The sequence below is a fragment of the Actinacidiphila guanduensis genome, assembly GCF_900103985.1.
GTDB classification, from domain to species: Bacteria; Actinomycetota; Actinomycetes; order Streptomycetales; family Streptomycetaceae; genus Actinacidiphila; species Actinacidiphila guanduensis.
The window spans coordinates 245,409-266,298 of sequence record NZ_FNIE01000008.1; the positions used below are offsets into that span (position 1 = coordinate 245,409).

Annotated in this window: 18 protein-coding genes and 1 riboswitch; of the genes, 9 read left to right on the forward strand and 9 right to left on the reverse strand. The window is 72.9% G+C overall.

Annotated features, from left to right (window positions below):
* Nucleotides 1–40: 40 nt before the first annotated feature.
* The 3 genes from BLR33_RS37280 to BLR33_RS19100 all read right to left on the reverse strand — a co-directional run bounded on the left by BLR33_RS37280 (nucleotide 41) and on the right by BLR33_RS19100 (nucleotide 5,246).
* A complete protein-coding gene (locus BLR33_RS37280; protein ID WP_093785726.1) occupies nucleotides 41–3,061 on the reverse strand; it encodes a galactose-binding domain-containing protein in 3,021 nt (1,006 codons plus the stop codon).
* 395 nt (nucleotides 3,062–3,456) lie between these two features.
* Nucleotides 3,457–3,990: a GNAT family N-acetyltransferase gene (locus BLR33_RS19095; RefSeq protein ID WP_245771508.1), complete on the reverse strand. Its 534-nt coding sequence runs from the start codon at nucleotides 3,988–3,990 to the stop codon at nucleotides 3,457–3,459.
* Complete coding sequence (locus BLR33_RS19100; protein ID WP_093785727.1) at nucleotides 3,987–5,246, reverse strand: helix-turn-helix domain-containing protein; 1,260 nt, start codon at nucleotides 5,244–5,246, stop codon at nucleotides 3,987–3,989. Before BLR33_RS19100 ends, BLR33_RS19095 begins: the two co-directional genes overlap by 4 nt.
* A gap of 227 nt (nucleotides 5,247–5,473) precedes the next feature.
* On the opposite strand from BLR33_RS19100, the gene BLR33_RS36955 reads away from it, so the two are divergent.
* On the forward strand, nucleotides 5,474–6,499 hold the full coding sequence (locus BLR33_RS36955; RefSeq protein ID WP_093785728.1) for an ATP-binding protein: 1,026 nt from the start codon (nucleotides 5,474–5,476) through the stop codon (nucleotides 6,497–6,499).
* Complete coding sequence (locus BLR33_RS19110) at nucleotides 6,499–7,179, forward strand: hypothetical protein (RefSeq protein ID WP_245771509.1); 681 nt, start codon at nucleotides 6,499–6,501, stop codon at nucleotides 7,177–7,179. Before BLR33_RS36955 ends, BLR33_RS19110 begins: the two co-directional genes overlap by 1 nt.
* A gap of 241 nt (nucleotides 7,180–7,420) precedes the next feature.
* Here BLR33_RS19110 and BLR33_RS19115 read toward each other — a convergent pair whose 3' ends face one another.
* A complete protein-coding gene (locus BLR33_RS19115) occupies nucleotides 7,421–7,939 on the reverse strand; it encodes a YceI family protein (protein WP_093785729.1) in 519 nt (172 codons plus the stop codon).
* A gap of 129 nt (nucleotides 7,940–8,068) precedes the next feature.
* On the opposite strand from BLR33_RS19115, the gene BLR33_RS19120 reads away from it, so the two are divergent.
* Nucleotides 8,069–8,590 (forward strand): MarR family winged helix-turn-helix transcriptional regulator, encoded by a 522-nt coding sequence (locus tag BLR33_RS19120; protein WP_093785730.1) that lies wholly within the window; start codon nucleotides 8,069–8,071, stop codon nucleotides 8,588–8,590.
* 64 nt (nucleotides 8,591–8,654) lie between these two features.
* Here the strand turns inward: BLR33_RS19120 and BLR33_RS19125 are convergent, their stop codons facing one another.
* From BLR33_RS19125 to BLR33_RS19140, 4 genes are all read right to left on the reverse strand, one after another.
* On the reverse strand, nucleotides 8,655–9,446 hold the full coding sequence (locus BLR33_RS19125) for a DUF6227 family protein (protein ID WP_093785731.1): 792 nt from the start codon (nucleotides 9,444–9,446) through the stop codon (nucleotides 8,655–8,657).
* Between the two features lie 220 nt (nucleotides 9,447–9,666).
* Nucleotides 9,667–10,338: a ThuA domain-containing protein gene (locus BLR33_RS19130; RefSeq protein ID WP_093785732.1), complete on the reverse strand. Its 672-nt coding sequence runs from the start codon at nucleotides 10,336–10,338 to the stop codon at nucleotides 9,667–9,669.
* Nucleotides 10,335–11,918 (reverse strand): AraC family transcriptional regulator ligand-binding domain-containing protein, encoded by a 1,584-nt coding sequence (locus tag BLR33_RS19135; protein ID WP_093785733.1) that lies wholly within the window; start codon nucleotides 11,916–11,918, stop codon nucleotides 10,335–10,337. The genes BLR33_RS19130 and BLR33_RS19135 overlap by 4 nt, the downstream gene beginning before the upstream one ends.
* Before the next feature lie 297 nt (nucleotides 11,919–12,215).
* On the reverse strand, nucleotides 12,216–12,869 hold the full coding sequence (locus BLR33_RS19140) for a TetR family transcriptional regulator (protein WP_093785734.1): 654 nt from the start codon (nucleotides 12,867–12,869) through the stop codon (nucleotides 12,216–12,218).
* A gap of 103 nt (nucleotides 12,870–12,972) precedes the next feature.
* On the opposite strand from BLR33_RS19140, the gene BLR33_RS35265 reads away from it, so the two are divergent.
* Both BLR33_RS35265 and BLR33_RS19145 read left to right on the forward strand, forming a co-directional pair.
* Nucleotides 12,973–13,125 carry a hypothetical protein gene (locus BLR33_RS35265; protein WP_176930324.1) on the forward strand — a complete coding sequence of 51 codons (153 nt, stop codon included), beginning with the start codon at nucleotides 12,973–12,975 and terminating at the stop codon, nucleotides 13,123–13,125.
* A gap of 49 nt (nucleotides 13,126–13,174) precedes the next feature.
* The gene (locus BLR33_RS19145) at nucleotides 13,175–13,456 is read left to right on the forward strand and encodes a DUF4190 domain-containing protein (RefSeq protein ID WP_407639700.1); all 282 of its coding nucleotides are present in this window, start codon (nucleotides 13,175–13,177) and stop codon (nucleotides 13,454–13,456) included.
* Between the two features lie 169 nt (nucleotides 13,457–13,625).
* Here the strand turns inward: BLR33_RS19145 and BLR33_RS19150 are convergent, their stop codons facing one another.
* A complete protein-coding gene (locus BLR33_RS19150; protein WP_093785735.1) occupies nucleotides 13,626–15,074 on the reverse strand; it encodes a glycine hydroxymethyltransferase in 1,449 nt (482 codons plus the stop codon).
* A gap of 34 nt (nucleotides 15,075–15,108) precedes the next feature.
* Nucleotides 15,109–15,198: riboswitch (ZMP/ZTP riboswitch) on the reverse strand.
* A 153-nt stretch (nucleotides 15,199–15,351) separates the two neighbouring features.
* Here BLR33_RS19150 and BLR33_RS19155 point away from each other — a divergent pair.
* The 4 genes from BLR33_RS19155 to BLR33_RS19170 all read left to right on the forward strand — a co-directional run bounded on the left by BLR33_RS19155 (nucleotide 15,352) and on the right by BLR33_RS19170 (nucleotide 20,745).
* Nucleotides 15,352–16,362 (forward strand): enoyl-CoA hydratase/isomerase family protein, encoded by a 1,011-nt coding sequence (locus BLR33_RS19155; protein ID WP_093785736.1) that lies wholly within the window; start codon nucleotides 15,352–15,354, stop codon nucleotides 16,360–16,362.
* Nucleotides 16,363–16,493: 131 nt separating this feature from the next.
* Complete coding sequence (locus BLR33_RS19160) at nucleotides 16,494–17,234, forward strand: class I SAM-dependent methyltransferase (protein WP_093785737.1); 741 nt, start codon at nucleotides 16,494–16,496, stop codon at nucleotides 17,232–17,234.
* Between the two features lie 307 nt (nucleotides 17,235–17,541).
* Nucleotides 17,542–19,446, forward strand: a complete 1,905-nt coding sequence (locus BLR33_RS19165) for a ricin-type beta-trefoil lectin domain protein (protein ID WP_093785738.1) — start codon at nucleotides 17,542–17,544, stop codon at nucleotides 19,444–19,446.
* A 321-nt stretch (nucleotides 19,447–19,767) separates the two neighbouring features.
* A complete protein-coding gene (locus tag BLR33_RS19170; protein ID WP_245771510.1) occupies nucleotides 19,768–20,745 on the forward strand; it encodes a lysylphosphatidylglycerol synthase transmembrane domain-containing protein in 978 nt (325 codons plus the stop codon).
* Nucleotides 20,746–20,890: the final 145 nt, after the last annotated feature.

Genomic DNA, 20,890 nt, shown 5'->3' on the forward strand with positions numbered 1-20,890 from the left:
CCGATCGCGGGATGGGGGGCGCCCGCCCGGTCGCCCGCCGTCAGCCGTAGACGCCGAACTCGTAGAGCGAGTAGCCGTACGCCGTCCCCCGCTGGGTCATGTTCACGCGTACGTAGCGGCCCGAGCCGGAGACGTCCAGCGTCTCCACCCCGCCCGCGCCCGAACTCGTGGCGTACACCGTCGTCCACGAGGAGCCGTCGGTGGAGACCTGCACCTGGTACGCCTTGCCGTAGGCGGCCTCCCACCCGAGCTGGACGTGCCGGATCGCGGTCACCTGGCCGAGGTCCACCTGGAGCCACTGCGGGTCGCTCCACTCGCTGGCCCACCGCGTGTCCCACTTGCCGTCGGTGGCGTTGCCCGCCGGGAAGGGGGCGCCGTCGCCGGTGGCCTGGTAGGTGGAGGCGGTGGTGGGCCGGCCCTGCGCGAGGTCCGGGCCGCCGACGGTGGGCGCCACCACGCGGAAGGACCGGGTCTCGATGCCGACGTTGCCGTGCCCGTCGTAGGCGTAGACGTAGACCTTCCACACTCCGAGCGTGGCGGGCGCGGTGACGGTGAAGGCGCCGTCGCCGGTCTGCGTGAAGGCGACCTGGTGCAGCCCGGTGCCGCCGTCCACGTACTTCGAGGAGTACATCAGCTGGTAGCGCACGAAGTCGCCGTCGGGGTCGGTGGCCGGCGCGGTGACGGTGAACTGCCCGCCGGCCGGCACTGTGCTGGTGTTGCTCAGCGTCATCGAGCCGATCACCGGCGGGGTGTCCGCCTGCGGCGAGCCGCCATAGTCCTTGGCGACCGCGTAGTACGACAGCCGCTTCCAGCCCTCGGGCAGCACGTTGAACCACACGCCGCCGAAGTCGTTCTCCTGGCCGTAGTTGAAGAGGGTGGCGCCCAGCGCGACGCCGGTGTGCCCGGAGACGCAGTTCCACGCCGACAGGTAGCCGTCGCGCTTCTGGGTGTCGGTCGGCTCGGTGGGCACGCCGTTCGCGTCGTTCGGCACCTCCCACTCGCCCGCCTCGCCGGACTCGGTGACGATGTAGGGCTTGGTGTAGCCGCCGTTGACCCAGTCCTGCTTCACGCTGCACACCGCGCCGTAGGAGTTGACCGCGTACAGGTCCAGGTCGGGGGTGTACTGCTTGTAGTACGGCCAGGCGCCCGTCCACGCGTCCGTCGAGGTCACCGGGTGGTTGGGGTCGATGGCGTGGATCGCCTGCACCACCTGCTCGACGTACTTCGCGTAGGCGATCCGCTCCTGCTCGACCTGGTCGCCGCTGAAGTGGTCCTGCGTGGTGAGGATGACCTCGTTGCCGACGTCCCACATCAGCACGCCGGGGTTGTCCTTGTACGCGGTCACCCACTGCTTGATCGCGTTGAGGGTGTCGTTCTTGTACGCGGTGTCGTTGACGTAGTCCGCGCCCTGGTTCAGCCAGAAGCCGTTGATGACCTTGAGCCCGTAGGCGGCCGCGGAGTCCAGCAGCGGCTTGCTCGTGGCGTCGGTGCCCCAGGTGCGCAGGGTGTTGACGCCCATGGCCTTCAGGTCGCGCATATGGGCGTCGGCCGTCGAGGTCGCCGGGCCCCAGGTCATGCCCTTGACCTGCCAGGGCTTGCCGTCCACCGTGAGCTGCCAGTTGCCCTGGCTCCCGGTCACGTGCACGCTGCTGCCGCCGGAGGGCACCGGCGGGTCGGTCAGCGGCGGCGGCGCGCTGCCGGTGGTCTGCGAGACGGTGACGCTGTCGATGCTCAGCACGCCGCCGGAGGAGGTGTCGTCGGCCGGCGAGGTGCAGCCGCACACCGCGTTGGGGTACGAACCGCCGATCCGCAGGCTGAAGTCGACGTAGACGCCGTGGTCGAAGGCCGCCTGCCAGGTGGCGGTGCCGACCTGCGACTCGTTGACCTGCCAGATCTGGTGGCCGTCGAGGTAGAAGCGGATCTGCTCGTCGGAGGTGGTGCGGTCGATGACCTCGGAGTAGGTGTGGTAGCCGCTCTGGCAGCCGGTGCAGGAGGCCAGGCCGCTGGTCAGGCCGTCGTACTCGGCGCAGTTGCCGCCCGGGGCGGTGCCGCAGTGCAGGGTCGCGGACAGCTGGCCGCGGCCGTTCACGTCCTCCATGATGTCGCTCTCGCCCACCGCGGGCCACGCCGAGGGGTTGCCGCGGTAGCCGGCGCCCATCGCGCGGAAGGACGGCCAGTAGCCCAGCGCCTTCGCCGGGTCGGGCTGCTTGAGCACCGCCGAGATCTGCAGCCGGCCGCCGGCCGGGGCGGCGAAGTCGCTGCGCTTGGTCTCCACCCGGCCCGAGGTCCAACTGCCGCCGGACTTCAGGGCGGTGAGGTCCAGGTGCCCGCTGCCGTCGAGCGAGACGTTGGCCGGCGAGTTCGTCGCGGTCTCCACCTCGCCGGTGCCCCACTGGGCGGCGCCGCCCGGATAGGCGGTGCCGGTGTCGATGGTCCAGTCGGCCGGGGCGGGCGGGCTGCCGGCCGAGCCGTCGAAGCCGTCGCTCCACAGCGTGGTCCAGTCGCCGGGCGGGGGAGTGCCGCCTCCGCCGGTGCCGCCGCCCGTCGTGCCGCCGGAGCCGCCCGCGGTGCCGTAGACCTGGAACTCCCAGAGGGAGTAGCCGTATCCGTTCTGGCGCATGGTGCCGTACATCCGCACGTAGCGGCCCGAGCCGCTGACCGCCAGGGTCTGGGTGCCGCCGGAGCCGGTGGTGGTGGAGTAGACGCTGGTCCAGTGCGAGGCGTCGTCGGAGACCTGGATCTGGTACGCGGTCGCGTAGTTCTCCCAAGCGAGCACCACCTTGTCGAGGGTGGCGCTCGCCCCGAGGTCGACCTGGAGCCACTGCGGGTCGCTCCACGAACTTGCCCAGCGGGTCGCGGTGTTGCCGTCCACGGCGTTCGCGGCCGCGTAGCCGTCGCCCTCGGTGCTGGAGGAGGTGGCGGGCCTGCCCTGGGAGAGCAGGGCGTCGGCCGCGTGCGCCTGCGGGGCGGGTACGGCCAGGGCGTACAGGGCCAGCCCGGCGGCGAGCAGGGCGAGCAGGAGGGTGCGCAGGGGGTGGGTGGGGGAGGGTGACGCTCGCATCAGGGTGCTCCGGAGGGTGGGGGGCGCGCGAGAGCGGCCCCGCTTCGGAGAGCGCTCTCCCAACGGGGTGATGGTTGCGGCTTGCTTTCGCTTGTGTCAAGGGATGTGCGGCTGCCGCGCTTGTGCGGGTGCGGTAGCGCGCCGGTGGGGTTCGCCGCCGCTGCCGCCTGCAGCCCGCCATTACCTGGGCGCGCAGTTCCCCGCGCCCCTCTTGGGCTTGCCCTTTGTGTGCAGAGCGAGCGACGTACCGCCTGGGGCGCGGGAAACTGCGCGAGCAGCCGTCTGCCGGGCGGCACTCGGGCCGTCGGAAACTCCTGCGGCGGGTTGCCGCTCTTGGGGGCGCCAGGGACCGGGGCGGGCGGTGAGGTGGGGGCCTTCGCGGTGTTCGGTTTGCGTCAGGGGAGCGGGAGTTCGGCGAGCATGACGGCGAACACCGGTGAGTCCGCGAAGGGTTGGTCGCGGCCGATCTGGTGGTAGCCCCAGGACTCGTAGAGGGCCTGGACTTTCGGATGGGTGGCGTCCACGAGGAGTACGGCGAGATCTTCGCCGCGAGGGTCCATGAGGGCGCGGTGCAGCCGGCTGGACGCGCCGGTCTTGCGCCAGCGCTCGCGCACCAGGAACTGCGAGAAGTGGAAGGTGCGCTCCTTCTCCGGGGCGGCAACGAGGTGGCGGCGCCACCACTCCCGCCCTTCGACGGCGGGGGCGCCGTAGGCGAAGCCCACCGGTTCGTCGCCGTCGTAGGCGATCACGCAGGAGAAGTCCGGACGGCCGCCCCAGTGGTCCACGAACCAGGGAAATTTCCGGTAGAACTCATCCCTGATCATCGCGGCGGCGTAGACCTCTGCGTGCATGTCGATGAGGGTCTGCCTGATGAGGGGCAGGTCGTCGTGGCCGAAGTGGCGCAGTTCCAGGGCCTCGGCGGTGGTCACGCTTGACTCCAGTGGTTTCGGTAGAGGTCGGTCCACTCCCGTGCGGCGGGGGTGTTCGGCGCGGTGGTGATCAAGTCGCGGTGGAAGTCGCCGAGCAAGGAGCGCATGCGGCCCGGGAGGGGTTCGTCGTCCATGACGGCGAAGACGTGCACAGCGGTGGAGCATGCCTGCTCGACGTCGCCCTGGTGGAGCTGGGCCAAGGCCAATCGAGCGGTGGCAAGGCCGCGATTGCGCCGGAAGCCCTCGGGGATTGCCGCCAGCGCGCGGTGGGAAGCAGCTTCGGCGCTGGCCGGGAGCGCGATGGAGTCATGGGCGATGGCAGTCAGGGCGAGAAGTTCGCCGTGGCCGTAGAACGCCATCCATGAAGGCCGGGGCTCATCCTCCGGGGCCTTTGCCAGGGCGGCTTCGGCGTAGCCCAATGACCGCAGGGCGCCTTGCCGGTTCCCTGCGCGAGCATGGCTGATTGCCGTACGTGCGTGTGCGAGTGAGGCGAATAGCGGGTCCTGACGTGTAACGGCCGTGGCCTGGGCTGCCAGCGCCGCGTCCACGGCCGCGGGAGGCTCGTTGAGGTGACCCGCGAGCATGGCCTGGAGATTCCACACCCTGAATTGGGCAATGGGGTCCTTTGCCATCCCCGCCAGATACAGCGCTTCCCTCAGGTGAACGCCGGTGCGCTCCAAAGCCCGGGCATCCATGGTGCTCTGGGCCGCCATGGCTGTGTAGTTGGCCGCGACGCTGAACAGACGCCGGCGAATGCGCTGGGAAGCGCCGTGCTGTTGGAGTTCCAGCGCCTTCGCCGCTCCTCTGAGCGCGGCCCTCTCCAGATCCTCATGACCGCCCTTCGTGTTGTCCAGGGCCGTCAGCCTGTCCAGCCCGTTGCGCAGCCGAATGACGTCGGTGGTGCCCACGGTGAAGGGGCGACTGCCACCCAGCGGGACGGAAGCGGCTGCCGTGCCGGCGGCGGCAAGGAAGTTTCTGCGGAGCACGGGGTCCTCCGTCCGGGTCGGATCTCGTCGGCTGGGCGGTCGGACGAAGCCCAACTCCTCGGCGGTGCAGCCGAACAACCGCTCCAGGGCCTCGCGTTGACGGGTGTGGGGCCAGCGGGTCTTCCCGGTCAGCCACTGCCGCACGGTGCGGTCGGTCACGGTGCCCTCGCGACCGAGCGACCGGAGGTGGTCGTTGACGACGTCGGCTAACTCGCCCTGGGTCAGGCCGGCCTTGCCCAGCGCCTCCGCCAAGTGCCTGTTCGCTTCCACACGTTCACGGTAGCGAGGTCACGAGATCTCAGCACTTGGGCGGCTTGCGAAATTACCGGTTGCTCTCAAAGAGAGCCGCGGCAGGGTTACCTCACGCTCCGTCAGCAAGCGGCGTTGACTGAGTGACAGGCCGGCGCCGGAAGGGATGGCAGGACGAGTGCTCGAACGGGCACCTTCGTCCCTTCTGAAGCGGGCCGGGCCGTATTGCCCATTCGATGAGGGTCTTGATGACCGTGACCGTTGCATCCCGACCGACCGGGCACCCCGGGTACTGCGAAACGCTGCCGTCTCTGCCGGAGAGCGCCGGTGCCGCGCGGCGTCTCGTGGGGGCTGCGTGTGCGGCGTGGGGGCTGGCAGGGCCGGCGGAGGACGGCGGGCTGGTCGTCAGCGAGTTGGTGGCCAACGCCGTCCGCCACGCCCCGGGCCCGGGCGTCCGCGTTGCCGTCGAGCGCCTTGCTCCGCGTCGGGTGCGGGTTGCCGTCTCGGACTTCTCGCAGGTGCGGCCGGTGCTGCGCGCGCCGGGTGGCGGTGCGGAGGGCGGGCGCGGGCTGCTCCTGGTCGCCGCGTTGGCGTCCGACTGGGGCGCGGACGTGCGGTCCTGGGGCAAGACGGTCTGGGCCGAGCTGCAAGATCCGCCGGAGCCGGAAGAACACGCACGAGTGGAGGAGATGGAGGACGTGGAGGACGTGGAGGACATGGTGCAGGACGAACAGGACGGCGCCGCTTTGTCGGGTTCGGGTGCCGAGGTCGACGAGGGGCGGACGTGGACGATCACCACCTCCGACGGGCAGGTGGTGCGCGGGTTCTTACCGGCGTGGGCGGCCAACGACCCCAGTGCCGCAGGGGTGGTGCCGGGGCGGTTGCCGGCGGTGCTGGAGGAGATGCACCTGTACGGGGAGCTGTTCGAGGGCGAGGTGCTGCCCTCGAACCGGCCGTCCGACCTCCAGCCGTGCGTGGTGTTCGGGGTGTCCTTGCACTGCAACCCGTTCTCGGACACGCAGACCGGTGTGCCGGTGATCGCCATCAGCGTCACCGAGGACGAGATGATCAGCGGTCTGGGTGTCGCCGATGTCGGCCGCGTGGCCCGCGCCCTGGAGAGGATCGCCGACCGCCTCAAACACGTCGCGATCCCGGCGCTGGTCGAGGCCCGTACCCAATGGGCCGCCGCCCACCATGCCCGAACGGCACACCAGGGACCACCACCGCTCCCGGATACGCGCTTGATGCCGGCAGCGGTCAACGGGGAGGCGTGATGGGCAAGTCCACCGGACCCTCGCCCACCCGGACGCCGCCCGGAGCGCGCCCCTCATCCGCCGCGGTGCCGTTCATCACGAAGTGGAGCGGTGAGCACCAGTCGGTGGACGTGGTGTTCCGGCGCGGAGCGCGCGCGCTGGGGATCGGCTACCCGGACGAGCGCTCGTACGACCGCGACGAGCACGGAGTGCTCTGGGTCCGCGACCCCTCCCAACCAGGCCGCGGACGCCCGCAGTTCGGCGCCGTCCACGCACTGCGGCAGCGAATGTGCATGAGCGGCCTGCGCTGCCAGGTCTGCGGCGGCCCCGCCGACCGCACCGCAGACGGAGTCCTCTGGCTCATCGACGCCGAGCCCCACGAGCTGGACCCCGAACGGGAGTTGACCGCCCACCCGCCCGTATGCCGCCCCTGCGCCCACTGGTCCGTCCGCGCCTGCCCGCACCTGCGCAAGGGCACCACTCCGCTGCGCGTCCGCAGCTGGGCCCCCTACGGCGTCAAAGGCATCCTCCACCGCCCCATCCGCCACGGCCACGAACACCGCTGCGAACACGGCTACGAAGCCGTCGACGCCATGGTCTTCCCCTACAACGACCCGCGCCTGCCCTGGGTCCAAGCAGGCCAACTCGTCGTGGCTCTCAGTGACTTCACCGTGGTCTCCCTCGACGCCGGCCTTGGCTGACACCGTCCGCACGTGCCGTCGCGGGCGCGGCTCCCCGCCGTTGCCGATGGCCGCGCCGCGTTGTTGCCCGCGCGGTCGCCGCGCCCCAAGGTTGTACGGCCTCGCTCTGCGGGTGACGGTGAGGTCGTTTCGGGGGCGCTGGGGGTACCTCCCAGGCGAAGCTCTGGGGGAGGAACTGCGCGAGAACCGCTCGCCGGGCGTCGGCACCGCAGGGAACCGCAGCGGCGCGGCCCGTTCCCGCTCAGCTCCGGTGGAAGGCGGCCGTCACCGAGAGGACCGTGGGGGCCGGCATCATGTTGAGCTGGTTCCACGTGATGCCGAAGTCCGCGCGGGACACGGTGACTTCCGCCTCCAGGACGGCCTCCTCGGGCGAGGTGAGGGAGACCTGCGCGGGGAAGGACAGCGGGCGCGTCACGCCCCGGACGGTCAGCTCGCCGTCGATCTCGACCACGCCGGAGCCCTCGGCGGGGGCGCTGATCCCGGCGGCGGTGAAGACGATCGAGGGGTGCTCCTCGGCGTGGAAGAAGTCGGCCGAGCGCAGGTGGGTGTCGCGCTTGCCGTTCTTGGTGTCCACCGAGGCCGCGTCGATGGTGAGAGTGCCGCGGGCGGTGCCGTCCGCGGCCACCTCGCCCCCGCCCTCGACCGTGCCGAAGACGCCCTTCACGGTGGCCAGCCCCCAGAAGGTCTTGCTGCGGAAGCGCACGGAGGAGCGGGCCGGGTCCAGAACCCAGGTACCTGCGGTGGCGGTCACGTTCGGCATGGCGGTGGTCCTTCTGCTGGTGGGGGCCCGTGGGACGGGAGGAATGGGCCGTCCGGGTCATTGAGTGCTCAACACAGTACCCGATATTAGATAGCCAGCGAGATAATAGCCTGCGGCTATCCTGGGAGCATGGCAGTGGAACCGGTGTCCCCAGGAGTGGAGCGCCCGGCGAAGCCGGACGAGGCACCGGGTTGCCCGCAGGCGGCCGAGCTGGCCCTGCTCCAGCAGTGGCACGGCCTGCACTCCGGCGTACGCCGCCTCACCGACGACCTGCTCGCCGACGTCGAGGAACGGCAGGGGCTCGCACCCTCCTCCTTCCAGGCCCTGATGTTCCTGGTCACCGCCCCGGGCCAGGCGGCCCCGATGAACCAGCTGTCGGCCGCCCTGGGCTTCTCCACCGCCGGTACGACCAAGGTCGTGGACCGGCTGGCGGAGGCCGGACTCGTGGAGCGCCGCCCCTCCGACGCCGACCGCCGGGTCGTCTACACCGCGCTGACCGAGGCAGGCGCGAAATCCGTGCGGGAAGCCTCCGGCGTCCTGGTGCGCGCCCTGCGCTCCCGCGTGCTCGAACCGCTCGGCGAGGACCGCTTCCGCGCGATAGCCGAGGCCATCGCCACCCTCGATCCCGGGGCTGCGGACGGCCCCTGCTGACCGGGTGCTGACCGCGGCCCCCGCTGGCGGCCCCCGCCACGGGAACGGCCGACGCGAGTGCGGGTCAGCCGGCCTCGATGCGGCGGACCGCGGTGTCCAGAGCGGCGTCACGCGACAGGTACACCTCGCAGACGGGGTCGCCGCTCGGCGTGCGGGTGTGGTCGATCTCCCACAGGCTCACCTCCGTGCCGTCCGGGAGCAGGAACGCGTGCTCGTAGAGCGACCAGGACACCAGCCGGCCGCGGACCACCGCGCTGCGGCGGGTGACGATACCGATGGTGTGGGCCACCGAACTCCGTAACCGCAGGTGCACCTCGGGGCCCGGCGCGTTGTCGTTGGCCGCCCGGCGCAGCAGCCGGCGGGCGTGCTCGGGTGAGCCCTTCTCGGTGTAGGCGCGGCGGCAGCCGTCCTGCTCGGGCAGCAGCATGGCGGCGGCCTCCGCGGTGCCGAAGCCCGCCGGCTCCTCCAGCGGGGCCGGGGCGGGCGCGAACGGCCCGAACGCGGCATCGGCCTCCCACTCGGCCACCGCGAGGTCGCCCCGGTCGGTGAACACCCACCGCCGCAGCACCCCGTCGGCGTCGGTGTCGTGCTCCAGCTCCCACAGCACCCGGACCCCGCCGTCCGGGAGCAGGAAGCTGTGCCGGTAGGTGCGGCGCTCCATCGGCCGCGGCGGGCTCTTGGTGTGGCGGCAGGACTGCAGGCCGCAGTAGTGCATCAGCGCCGCGTGCACCCCGGCGAGGTGCATCGCGGCCTGCTCTCCGTTCTCCGCGCGGTCCAGCAGCCGCGCCAGCTGATCCGCGGGCTGCCCGCCCGTCCTGGTGATGTCCCGCTCCCCGTGCCCTGAACCAGCGTCCATGAACGGCCCTCCCGACTCCCCGGTGCCGTCGAATGTGCTGTGGACGACTCAGCGTAGTAGGGCCGTCGCGGTTCGCGCCCCCCACCGCCCCGAAATGGCGGCGCGCGCTCCGGTTCGCGCGCCCCCGTGCGCAACCGGAGGCACCCACCGGGACGGCTGCGCACCCGAGTTCCCTGCGGTACGGGGCCGCGCGGGGCCCGGTGCGGGGCCCGCGTTGGGCTCAGTCCTCCAGGCGCGCGCACCAGCGCAGGGCGCCGCGCAGGTGGCGGCGGAAGTCCGGGTCGGCGTAGGCGGCCGGGGCGTGGCCGAGCGCGGTGTAGAACACCCGGCCCAGGCCCGGCTCGTGGCACCACACCACCGGGTGCGGCGACCCCGTCCGGCCGCCCTCGTACGTACTCTCGTCCACCGAGGCCAGCAGCCGCAGGCCCCGGCCCTCGGGCCCGGAGCGGAAGTCGTACCACTCGTCGGTCCACCGCCAGCGGGCCGGCAGGTGGGCGGTGGCCGGGTGGTCGCGGTCGTGCACGTCCACCTCGGCGGTCTGGATCTCCGGGTGCCCCTCGAAGCGCGCGCCGAGCAACTTCCCGTAGTACGGCCAGCCGTACTCCGCGCAGGTGGCCGCGTGGACGCCGAGGAAACCCCCGCCGCCGGTGACGAAGTCGCGCAGCGCGGCCCGGGACCGGTCGTGCAGCACCTCACCGGTGGGGGAGAGGAAGACCACGGCCGCGCAGCCGTTGAGCGCGTCGGGCCGCAGGTCGTCGGGGTCCTCGGTGTGCAGGGCGAACAGGGCCGACTCCTCGGCCAGTTCGGCGAGCGCGGCGGCTCCCGCGGCGATGGACTCGTGCCGGTAGCCCGCGGTCGCGCTGAAGACGAGCACTCCGGCCGGCCCGCTCACCGCTCGCCCTCCGGTGCCGAGGAGCCGTGCCCCGGCGGCTCCTGAAATTCCGTCAGGCGGCCCGCCGCCCCGGGGAAGGGGGTGCCGCAGCGGGCGCAGACCGGCGCCGGCGTCTCGCGGAAGGCGCCGCACTCCTCGCAGACCCGGTCCAGCCAGCAGGCCGGCTCCCCGCCCTCGCTGAACTCCTGGTGCCCACGGCGGCTTTCGCCGGCGGGCGCCGTGCGCGGGTCCGCGGAACGGCCGGTGCCGCCGGGGCCCGGCTGTAGGGGTTGGCCGAACTGCTCATGGCCGCCGAGGCTTTCAGCAGGTCGCGGGGTGCGGCCGGAGGCCGCCTGCTCGGCGGGTCCGGTGCGGCGGCGGGCGGCCGGGCCCGCGTCGGTGCCGAACTCCTCGTGCCCGCCGCGCTCTTCGTTCGCCCGCTTGGTGCGCGCGGGGCGCACCGGCTGTCCGGGGTCGCAGGTCGTCATGGGTGTGCCTGCCTCCTGTCCGGCGCCGGAGGTGCGGCGCCCCTCGTCGGTCCCGCGGGCGGTGTCCCACCGGCTCATCGCCCGGCGCAGCGACCGCGACTCGGCGAAGCCGAGCCGGGCCGCGCGCTCGGCGGAGCCCGCGCCCTGCTCGCGCAGCCCGCCGAACCGCTCGCGGCGGACCTCGTCCAGCTCGGCCCGCCAGGTCGTGCCGGCCTCGCCGAGCCTGCGCTGAAGCGTACGCGGGCTGATCGCAAGGCACCGGGCCGCGTCCGCCAGTGAGGGCCGCCCGCACGGCAGTTGGGCGGCGATCACCGCGCGCAGCCCCGGCACGGGACCGTCCTGCGCCAGGGCGGGGGCCGGGGTGGCGGCAGCCGCCCGCAGCATGATGGCCGCCAGGGCCGGGTCCGCCGTCGCCAGCGGCCGCTCCAGGTCGTCCCGGCGCAGGGTGATGGTGTCGGCCGGCGCGCCGAAGCCGATCCGGGCGCCGCCGAAGGCTTCGGCGTAGCCACTCGTACGCAAGGGTGCCCGGTGGGTGAAGTCCGCCCGCAGCGGGGTGAGTTCGCCGGCCGTGGCGCAGCGCAGCACCGAGGTGAGCACGGCGAGGGAGAACTCGGCCACCACGCCGCGCAGTTCGCCGTCGCCCCGGTGCACGCCGTAGCCGATCCGCACCTCGTCGCCGTCCTCGGCGACGGTGAGCAGGGAATTGCTGCTCACCAGGTGGATGTGCGCGGCGGCGCGGGCCAGGCCCTCGCCCACGGTGGGCGCGGTGCCGATCAGGTAGTCGAACACGTCGAGCATCCCGGGCCGGTAGCCACGGGCGGCCAGCAGTCCCGCGTCCCGCCGCCCGGTGCGGGCGAGGACGGCTCCCCACAGCCGGTAGGTGGCGGCCGACGGGGTCCTGACGGTCTCCGGGGCGCTCAGCGCGTGCGGCAGCCCCGCCGCCCGGACCAGCCCGTGGGCCTCCGCCGGCCCGGTGCTCGCCCCCAGCGCGATCAGCCGGGGCACCACGACCGACTCGGTCAGCGCGGGCACCGGGCCGGGCCGGCCGCCGGCATCGCGGCCGTCGTCCGGTGGGGGCGGTGGGGCGGGCGCGGGGGTGGGGGCGGCAAGCATGGAACCGGTACTCCGGCGGTCGGCGTCATGGCGGGCCCTCCGCGGGCGGCCGCAAGGGGGCGTTGACGCAGCTTACGCGCCAACTGGCGCGTTCTGTCCGCGAGGTGGCGCGTTCTGTCCTCGCTTCTACCGGTGTGTCCGATACATGATCGAGCCCGCGGCGCCCTCCGGGGTGCCGCATGCCCGACGGGGGAGGGACGGGCCGGCGGGGGAGAGCCGGTGCGGGTGTCCGGTGGCATCCGTACCGGCTCCAAACGGCCCGCTCATCCCCCGGAGGGGCGCCGCGCCCGCCCCCGCTCACGCGTCCGCGTCGAAGAAGTGGCGCCTGCCGACGGCGATGACGCGCATCCGCAGCCGCGCCGCCGCGAGGATGCGCTCGTGGCCCGCCCGGTCGTCGGGCGGGACCTCCAGCAGGGCCGCGGCTGTGGCCACCATGTGGTCGACGTAGAGCTGCGCGAGCACGTGCAGGTCGGCCGCGGACCACCTGGCGGAGTCGGGCTGGGTGGCCAGCCCCGCGGCCACCTCGTCGGCGAACCGGTCGAGTTCGGCCGCGATGGCCGCCCGTACCGGGCCCACCCCGCCGTGCCGCTCGCGGGCGATGAAGCGGATGTGCGGGCGGTGGTCGGCCACGTAGTCGGCGGTCAGGGCGACGCTCGCCTCTATCAGCGCGTCGTTCTGCGCGCTGCCCGCGGCGCCGGCGCCCTGGGCGAGCACCGCGCGGATCGTGGCGTGCAGGCTGCCCAGGGCCTCGCCGACCAGAGCGACACCGAGACCGGCCATGTCGGGGAAGTGCCGGTAGAAGGCCGCGGGCGACACGCCCACCTCGCGGGTGAGTTCGCGCAGGCCCAGGCTGCTGAGGTTCTGGTGCTCCAGCAGCCGGAGGCCCGCGTCCAGCAGGGCCTGCCGGGTCTGCTGCTTCTGCACCTGGCGGACGCCGGAACTGTGACTCATGTCATTCAGTAAACAACTGTTCTCCGACTTTCGCCACCGTACACTGGAGATGTCAGTGAACAACTGTCAGCCGAAACTCCAACTCATTGGAGGTGCAGCGGAGATGAGCCTGGTCCTCCTCCTGCTGGGCATGGGGATCCTGATGGGCACAGCTGCCCACACCTCGCTCACCGTCTTCACCCTGGCCGCCATCGGCATCGCCGCCTGGCTGCTCGCCTTTGCCGTACGCGAGCGCCTGGGCCGCCGCCGCGGCTGAGCCACCCCCAACCGCCGTACGTGCACGTACGTCCCCGAAGGGAAACATCGTGAACTCCGCAGTCCACCCGGTCACCAGCGGCCGCCCGGCCGAACGCAGCCGGGACGCGGACGGGATGGCCGTCGCCTCCTTCCTGCTCGGCCTGCCGGGCCTGCTCGTCCTGAACTTCGTGCTCGGCCCGGTCGCCATCGTGCTCGCCCTGGTCGCCCTCGGCCGCGGCACCCGGCGGCGCGGCCGCGCCCTGCTGGGCCTCGCGCTCGGCATCGCCGACCTCGTCCTCATGGTCGCGCTGACGATCGCCGACCACGGGGTCATCTGGTCCTTCTCGTAAGCGACGCCGCTGCGGCATCGCAGGGACCGCGGGGTCCCAACAGGGACCCCGCGGAAAAGCCGCAGGCCCTCGCGGCACCTCGCGAGATGCCGCAGGGCCGAGCAGGCCCTCGCCACAACGCCGAAGGGCGCCGGGAACACCCCGGCGCCCTTCGCGCTGTCCGCGGGACCTACTGCAGGTCGAGCGTGGGGTAGAGCGGGAAGCCGGCGAGGAGGTCGGCGGCCCGGCGGGACACCTGGTCGGCGATCGAGGCGTCCAGGACGTAGTTCGCCTTGGAGGTGCCGCCCTTGGCCGCGGCGGCCGGGCTGGTGCCGTCGAGCACCGTGTCGATCAGCCCCGCGATCTCGTCCATCTCCGCCGGCCCGAGCCCGCGCGTGGTCAGCGCCGGGGTGCCGATCCGGATGCCGGTGGTGTACCAGGCGCCGTTCGGGTCCTGCGGTACCGCGTTGCGATTGGTGACGATGCCGGCGTCCAGTAGCGCCGCCTCCGCCTGCCGGCCGGTCAGGCCGTAGGAGGAGACGTCGATCAGCACCAGGTGGTTGTCGGTGCCGCCGGTCACCAGCTTGGCGCCGCGCGTCAGCAGGCCCTCGGCGAGCGCCTTCGCGTTGTCCACCACGGCCTGCGCGTAGGTGCCGAACTCCGGGCGCGCGGCCTCGGCCAGCGCCACCGCCTTCGCCGCCATCACGTGCGGCAGCGGGCCGCCGAGGACCATCGGGCAGCCGCGGTCCACGTGCTCGGCGAGCGAGTCGTCGCACAGCACCATGCCGCCGCGCGGGCCCCGCAGCGACTTGTGGGTGGTCGTGGTGACGATCTGCGCGTGCGGCACCGGGTCGAAGTCGCCGGTGAGCACCTTGCCCGCGACCAGGCCCGCGAAGTGCGCCATGTCGACCATCAGGGTCGCGCCCACCTCGTCGGCGATCTCCCGCATCAGCCGGAAGTTCACCAGCCGCGGGTAGGCGGAGTAGCCCGCCACGATGATCAGCGGCCGGAACTCGCGCGCGGCGGCGCGCACCGCGTCGTAGTCGAGCAGGCCGGTCACCGGGTCGGTGCCGTAGCTGCGCTGGTCGAACATCTTGCCGGAGATGTTCGGGCGGAAGCCGTGGGTGAGGTGGCCGCCGGCGTCCAGGGACATCCCGAGCATCCGCTGGTTGCCGAAGTCGGCGCGCAGCTGCGCCCAGTCCTGCTCGGACAGCTCGTTGACCTGGCGTACCCCGGCCTTCTCCAGTGCCGGGCTCTCCACCCGCTGGGACAGGACGGCCCAGAAGGCCACGAGGTTGGCGTCGATCCCCGAGTGGGGCTGCACATAGGCGTGGGCGGCGCCGAAGACACTGCGGGCGTGCTCGGCGGCGAGCGACTCCACGGTGTCCACATTGCGGCAGCCGGCGTAGAAGCGGCGGCCCACGGTGCCCTCGGCGTACTTGTCACTGAGCCAGTTGCCCATGGCCAGCAGGGTGGCGGGCGAGGCGTAGTTCTCGCTCGCGATGAGCTTGAGCATCTCGCGCTGGTCGGCGACCTCGGCGGCGATGGCGTCCGCGACGCGCGGCTCCACCTCGCGGATCACGTCCAGGGCACTGCGGAAGGCGGTCGAAACGGTACTGGTGGACGGCTGCTCGGCCATGGGTCCTCCGGAGACGGCGATCTACGACGGTACGGCGAACGGCCCAGGCGCACGGCACAGCACTTCCCACGGGCCGCTTCCCGATGGTTCGGTCCATCCCAGCGCGCCAGTCACGGCCCGCTCCGACCCTACCAATCCGCCGGGGCCGCCGCCGTGCACCGCGGGTGGAGACGGTCTGCGCCCGGGGTGATCGGGCTGACCCCTCGGCGGTGACGGGGCTCACCCCCGAGGGCGGTGGCACGGGTGTTTGGATGGGGGCGACCGACAAAGGAGCCCCATGGCGCACCCCCCGGCGGCCGAGCCCGTCGTCCGCACCCGGCCCGGCCGCACCGCACTGCTGGAGCTGAACCGCCCGGCCGCCCTGAACGCCCTGGACGCCGAGATGGTCCGGCAGCTGACCGAGGCACTGGCCGCCTGGCGGGACGACCCCGCGGTCCGCTCCGTCCTGGTGTCCAGCACCTCGCCGAAGGCCTTCTGCGCCGGCGGCGACATCCGCGCGGTCCGCGAGGCGGGCATGAGGGGCGACGACGAGCAGGTGCGCGGCTACTTCGCCGCCGAGTACGCCCTGAACGCGATGATCGCCCGCTATCCCAAGCCGTACACCGCGCTGGTGGACGGCTACGCGATGGGTGGCGGGCTCGGCATCTCGGTGCACGGCTCCGCCATGGTGGTCACCGAGCGCGCCCTGCTCGCCATGCCGGAGACCGCCATCGGCTTCTTCCCCGACATCGGTGCCACGTACTTCCTGCCGCGGCTGCCCGGCTCCGTCGGCCGCTACCTGGGCCTGACCGGCGCCCGGATCAACGGCGCCGCGGCGGTGGAGTGCGGCCTGGCCACCCACTACGTGCCGGCCGCCGAACTGCCCGCGCTGCAGGCCGAGCTGGCCGGCGGCGCGGACCCCGCCCCGGCGCTGGCCCGCCGCGCCGTCCCGCCGCCTCCTTCCGAACTCACCGGCCGGCTGCCCGCGATCGCCCGCTGCTTCTCCGCCCCCGGCCTCGCCGAGGTGCGGGCCCGCCTGACCGCCGAAGAGCGCGGGCAGGGCGAGGACGCGGCCTGGGCGCGCGACACCCTGGACCAGCTGGACCGGGCCAGCCCCATGAGCCTCGCGGTCACCGCCGAGCTGCTCGCCGCCGGCGAGGGCGCGAGCCTGGAGGACTGCCTCGCACGGGAGTTGGCGTACGCCTGCAAGGTCGCCAGGGAGCCGGACTTCCACGAGGGCGTACGGGCGCTGCTCGTCGACAAGGACCGCAAACCCGCCTGGTCGAGCGATCCGCGAATCACTATCTGAGACGCGGGTGTCACCATACGGACCGCCGGGCGTAGCGTGAGCCGGGACGGGCCGCGGGCGCCCCAGGGACGGCCGCGGGCCGAGGACGCCTGACCGCCCGATGCCCGACCGCCCTGATGGAGGGACCCGCCATGCCCCGCGAATGGGACGCCGCCGCCTACGACTCGCTGCCCCTGCCGCACCTCCGCTGGGGCCGCCGCACTCTCGCCCGGCTGCCACTGAAGGGGGACGAGCGGGTGCTGGACGCGGGCTGCGGTACCGGCCGCGACACCGAAGGGCTGCTGGACCGGCTGCCGGCCGGGCGGGTGGTCGCGCTGGACGGTTCGGTCCGGATGCTGGACCAGCTGCGGCAGCGGCTGGCCGGGCGGCTCGACCGGGTGGAGGTCGTGCACGCGGACCTGACGCGGCCGCTGCCCTTCGAGGGCGAGGTGGACGCCGTCTTCAGCGTCGCCGCCTTCCACTGGATCGAGGACCACGCCGCGCTCTTCGCCGCCCTGGCCGCACGGATGCGCCCGGGCGCCCGGCTGGTCAGCGACTGCGGCGGCCGCGGCAACATCGCCGCGGTGAACGCGGCCGTCGCCGAGGTCACCGGAACCCCCTCCGGCACCTGGGAGTTCGCCGGGGTCGAGGACACCCGGGCCCGGCTCGCGGCGGCCGGCTTCACCGACATCGAGGTACGGCTGCGCCCCGACCCGGCGGCCTTCGCCCCCGGCGAGCAGCTGGAGTCCTTCCTCGCCACGGTGATCCTCGGCCCGCAGCTGGACGCGATGGCCGACGCCGAGCGCGAGCCCTTCGTGAAGGCGGTCGCGGCCCGCCTCGCCGAGCCGGTGGTGGACTACGTCCGGCTGGAGATCTCCGCGGTACGGGCCTGACCCCCGGGAGCGGAGCGAAGACGCCAGCGGCTGCTTTCTGCGGTCCAGACCAATACCCCGCAGGTCATCGGCACCCTGCGGGGCAACTCCCTTGTGTTACATGATGTTTCACGCATTCGAACCAGGTGCCGCACCTTGACGCCCTCCTGGCCCGCGAGTTAAATCACGTCGCGATATAAGCCGTGAAACAAGTGGTGGAACAAGCGTGTGGGCCCCCTCGCCACGCGGTTGCCCGGCCTGTTTCACGGCATGCGCAGCACCATCCCTGTCAGGCCCATGCCATCATTGCCGAGAAGGGCAACGAATCATGAGCGCAGCAACGCGCCCCCGCGCGGGCAGAACCCGGGTACGGCGGACCCTGGTCGGAGCGCTGACCGCCGCTGCCGCGGCCGTCACCCCCGTCCTCCTCATGCCGGCCACCGCCCACGCGGCCGGCGAGAGCGTCCAGGTCTACCTCACCACCACCAACGACTCCGGCGGCCGCAACGTCACCCAGGGGCTCGCCCAGCAGGCACCGGTCACCTTCGGGTCCGGCACCGGCGGCTCCGGCCAGCAGATCACCGTCGACGAGAACACCCGCTACCAGCAGTTCACCGGCGCGGGCGCCTCCTTCACCGACACCGCCGCCTGGCTGATGAACTCCAGCGGCGCCCTGTCCTCCGCCACCCGCACCCAGGTCATGCAGAAGCTCTTCGACCCGGTCAACGGGATCGGCATCGACTTCCTGCGCAACCCGATGGGCGCCTCGGACCTCGCCCGCTACAGCTACACCTACGACGACATGCCGGCCGGCCAGACCGACCCGAGCCTCGCGCACTTCTCCATCGCGCACGACCAGACCGACATCCTCCCGCTCACCAAGCAGGCCAAGCAGCTCAACCCGAGCCTGAAGGTGATGGGCACCCCCTGGACCCCGCCGCCGTGGATGAAGGACAACGGCTCCTACATCCAGGGCTGGCTCCAGTCGCAGTACTACGCCGCCTACGCCCAGTACTTCGTGAAGTACATCCAGGCGTACCAGGCGGCCGGCGTGCCGATCGACTACGTCTCGGAGCAGAACGAGCCCACCGTCGGCGGCGACTACCCCGGCGCCCAGTGGAACGGCTCGGGCCTGGCCTACTTCGCCAAGAACGACCTGCTGCCGGCCCTGCACAGCGCTGGCCTGTCCACCAAGGTCCTCGCGCTGGACTGGAACCCGGACTCCTACGACAGCTACGCCGCCCCCACGCTGGACGACGCGAGCATCCGCAACGACCCCAACTTCGGCGGCATCGCCTGGCACGGCTACGAGGGCAGTGTCACCGAGCAGACCACGATCCACAACGAGTACCCGAACGTGCCGTCCTTCGACACCGAGCACTCCGGCGGCACCTGGATCGGCAACCAGCAGAAGGAGGACATGGAGAACCTGATCGACTACACCCGCAACTGGGGCCAGAGCTGGGTGAAGTGGAGCCTGGCGGTCGATCAGAACATGGGCCCGCACAACGGCGGCTGCGGCACCTGCACCGGCCTGATCACCGTCCACAACGGGGACAGCCGCAGCGGGCAGGTGGACTACACGGTCGAGTACTACACCATGGGCCACCTGACGAAGTTCGTGAAGCCCGGCGCCTACCGGATCGCGTCCAACGACAACTCCACGATCCGCAACGTCGCCTGGCGGAACCCCGACGGCTCCAAGGCGCTGATCGCCTACAACGAGTCCTCCTCGCCCCAGCAGGTCCGGGTCAACTGGGGCAACGAGAACTTCGCCTACACCCTGCCCGGCGGCGCCTCGGCCACCTTCACCTGGTCCGGCACCCAGGGCAGCGGCGGCACCGCGCCCGGCCACACCGGCACCATCACCGGCTACGGCGGCAAGTGCGTGGACGTCGCCGGCGGCAGCTCCGCCAACGGCACCGCCGTCCAGCTCTACGACTGCAACGGCACCGCGGCCCAGCAGTGGACCGCCTCGGGCAGCACGCTGCAGGCGCTGGGCAAGTGCCTGGACGTCACCGGCGCCGGCACCGCCAACGGCACCCAGGTGCAGCTCTACGACTGCAACGGCACGGCCGCGCAGTCCTGGAACCGCAGCGGCAACGAACTGGTCAACGCCGGTTCCGGCAGATGCCTGGACGCCACCGGGCCCAGCTCGGCCAACGGCACCCGGCTGCAGATCTGGGACTGCACCGGAGCGGCCAACCAGCAGTGGACGGCGCCCGCCGCCTGATCCGCTGCCCCACGAACGGCCGGATGGCGGACCTCTCACCGCCCTCCGGTCGAGCAGGAGGAAGTGAACACCAGGGAGAACGGCCGCCGCCACGTGCATCCCGCACGTGGCGGCGGCCGGCCCTTTGCGGTGCTCTTTGGGGCAGGCCCCGCGCCTGCCCGTCGGCTGATGTTCCCCCATCCGTTGACCCAAGTGGCCCTGCGAGGGTGGGAGACGCGCACCCCGACGCCCTACTGTCGATACGACGGGCAGCGCCTTCCGCCCTGCTGGCGGGCGGGCCCCAGCCCGGTCGGGCCGTCCCCACCCGCCGAGGAGTCCTCCGTGTCGATCGTCCGCAACGAGGGTGCCCTGTGGCAGCGCGCGTCGGTGCGCTCGACGGTGATGGTGGTGCCGGTGGTCGCCGTCGCCGTCGTGCTGGCCAGCAAGTGGACGGTGATCGACTCCGGTGCGGGGCGGCTGGGTTCGGCCGACGGCGAGTGGATCACGGTCGCGTGCCTGGCCGCGGTGATGACCTGGGTCTGCTCGGCGACCGCCCAGCAGGGGGCCGTCGTGCCCGCGCTGCCCCCCGGCCGGCTGCTCGCCGTGCAGTTCGCGGCCTCGGCGGCCAACCACGTCCTGCCCGCCGGCGTCGGCGGCAACGCGGTGAACCTGCGCTTCCTGGTCCGCCGCGGCCTGACCCCGACCGGCGCGCTCGCCGCCCTCGCGGTCCGCGCCGCCGCCGCGGTCGTCGGCCGCATGACGCTGCTGCTGGCCGCGCTGCTGCTCTACCCCGACGCCCTGCACGTGCGGCGGGCCGTGGCCCAGGGCGGCACGGTGCCGGACCACCCGGTGCTGCTCGCCGTGGGCGCGGCGGCCGCCGCCGTCGGGCTCTTCCTGCTGCTGCGCTACGCCCGCCGGCTCGGCGCCCGGGTGCGCGGTTTCGTCGTCTCCGTGGCGCAGGACGTCCGCGAGGTGCACCGCAGGCGGGCCCGGGCGACGGCGCTGTGGGGTGGCGCGCTCGCCTTCCCCGCGATGCACGCGGCCGTGGTCGTCACCGTGGCCCGGGCCGTGCACATGCCGGTGCCGGCGAGCGGGGTGGCGGTGGCGTACCTGTGCGCGAGCACCGCGGCCGGCTGGCTGCCCACCCCGGCCGGACTCGGCTCCCTGGACGCGGCCTTGGTGCTGGCGCTGGTCACGGCGGGGGCAGGCGGGGTGGACGCGACCTCGACGGTGCTGGGCTACCGGCTGCTGACGACGTGGCTGCCGCTGGTGCCCGGAGTCCTGGTGCTGGCGCTCCTGGTGAGGCGCGGCGAACTCTGAGGCAGGGACCTTCGCCCTGCGGCGCCCACGCGCCGTCGCCCTGCCGGCTGCGCGGCTGTTCGGGCCGGCTCCAGCGGTCCGCCGCCGCGAGTCCTGCCGTCGGCCCCGGCGCCTGCCTTGACAGCCGACCGGCGCGGGACCTTCA

Excerpts from the sequence above, each read along its gene's own strand:
- BLR33_RS37280 (WP_093785726.1), bottom strand. The coding sequence starts at position 3,061 with ATGCGAGCGTCACCCTCCCCCACCCACCCCCTGCGCACCCTCCTGCTC.
- BLR33_RS36955 (WP_093785728.1), top strand. The coding sequence starts at position 5,474 with ATGACCGTGACCGTTGCATCCCGACCGACCGGGCACCCCGGGTACTGC.
- BLR33_RS19110 (WP_245771509.1), top strand. The coding sequence starts at position 6,499 with ATGGGCAAGTCCACCGGACCCTCGCCCACCCGGACGCCGCCCGGAGCG.
- BLR33_RS19115 (WP_093785729.1), bottom strand. The coding sequence starts at position 7,939 with ATGCCGAACGTGACCGCCACCGCAGGTACCTGGGTTCTGGACCCGGCC.
- BLR33_RS19120 (WP_093785730.1), top strand. The coding sequence starts at position 8,069 with ATGGCAGTGGAACCGGTGTCCCCAGGAGTGGAGCGCCCGGCGAAGCCG.
- BLR33_RS19125 (WP_093785731.1), bottom strand. The coding sequence starts at position 9,446 with ATGGACGCTGGTTCAGGGCACGGGGAGCGGGACATCACCAGGACGGGC.
- BLR33_RS19135 (WP_093785733.1), bottom strand. The coding sequence starts at position 11,918 with ATGCTTGCCGCCCCCACCCCCGCGCCCGCCCCACCGCCCCCACCGGAC.
- BLR33_RS19140 (WP_093785734.1), bottom strand. The coding sequence starts at position 12,869 with ATGAGTCACAGTTCCGGCGTCCGCCAGGTGCAGAAGCAGCAGACCCGG.
- BLR33_RS35265 (WP_176930324.1), top strand. The coding sequence starts at position 12,973 with ATGAGCCTGGTCCTCCTCCTGCTGGGCATGGGGATCCTGATGGGCACA.
- BLR33_RS19150 (WP_093785735.1), bottom strand. The coding sequence starts at position 15,074 with ATGGCCGAGCAGCCGTCCACCAGTACCGTTTCGACCGCCTTCCGCAGT.
- BLR33_RS19155 (WP_093785736.1), top strand. The coding sequence starts at position 15,352 with ATGGCGCACCCCCCGGCGGCCGAGCCCGTCGTCCGCACCCGGCCCGGC.
- BLR33_RS19160 (WP_093785737.1), top strand. The coding sequence starts at position 16,494 with ATGCCCCGCGAATGGGACGCCGCCGCCTACGACTCGCTGCCCCTGCCG.
- BLR33_RS19165 (WP_093785738.1), top strand. The coding sequence starts at position 17,542 with ATGAGCGCAGCAACGCGCCCCCGCGCGGGCAGAACCCGGGTACGGCGG.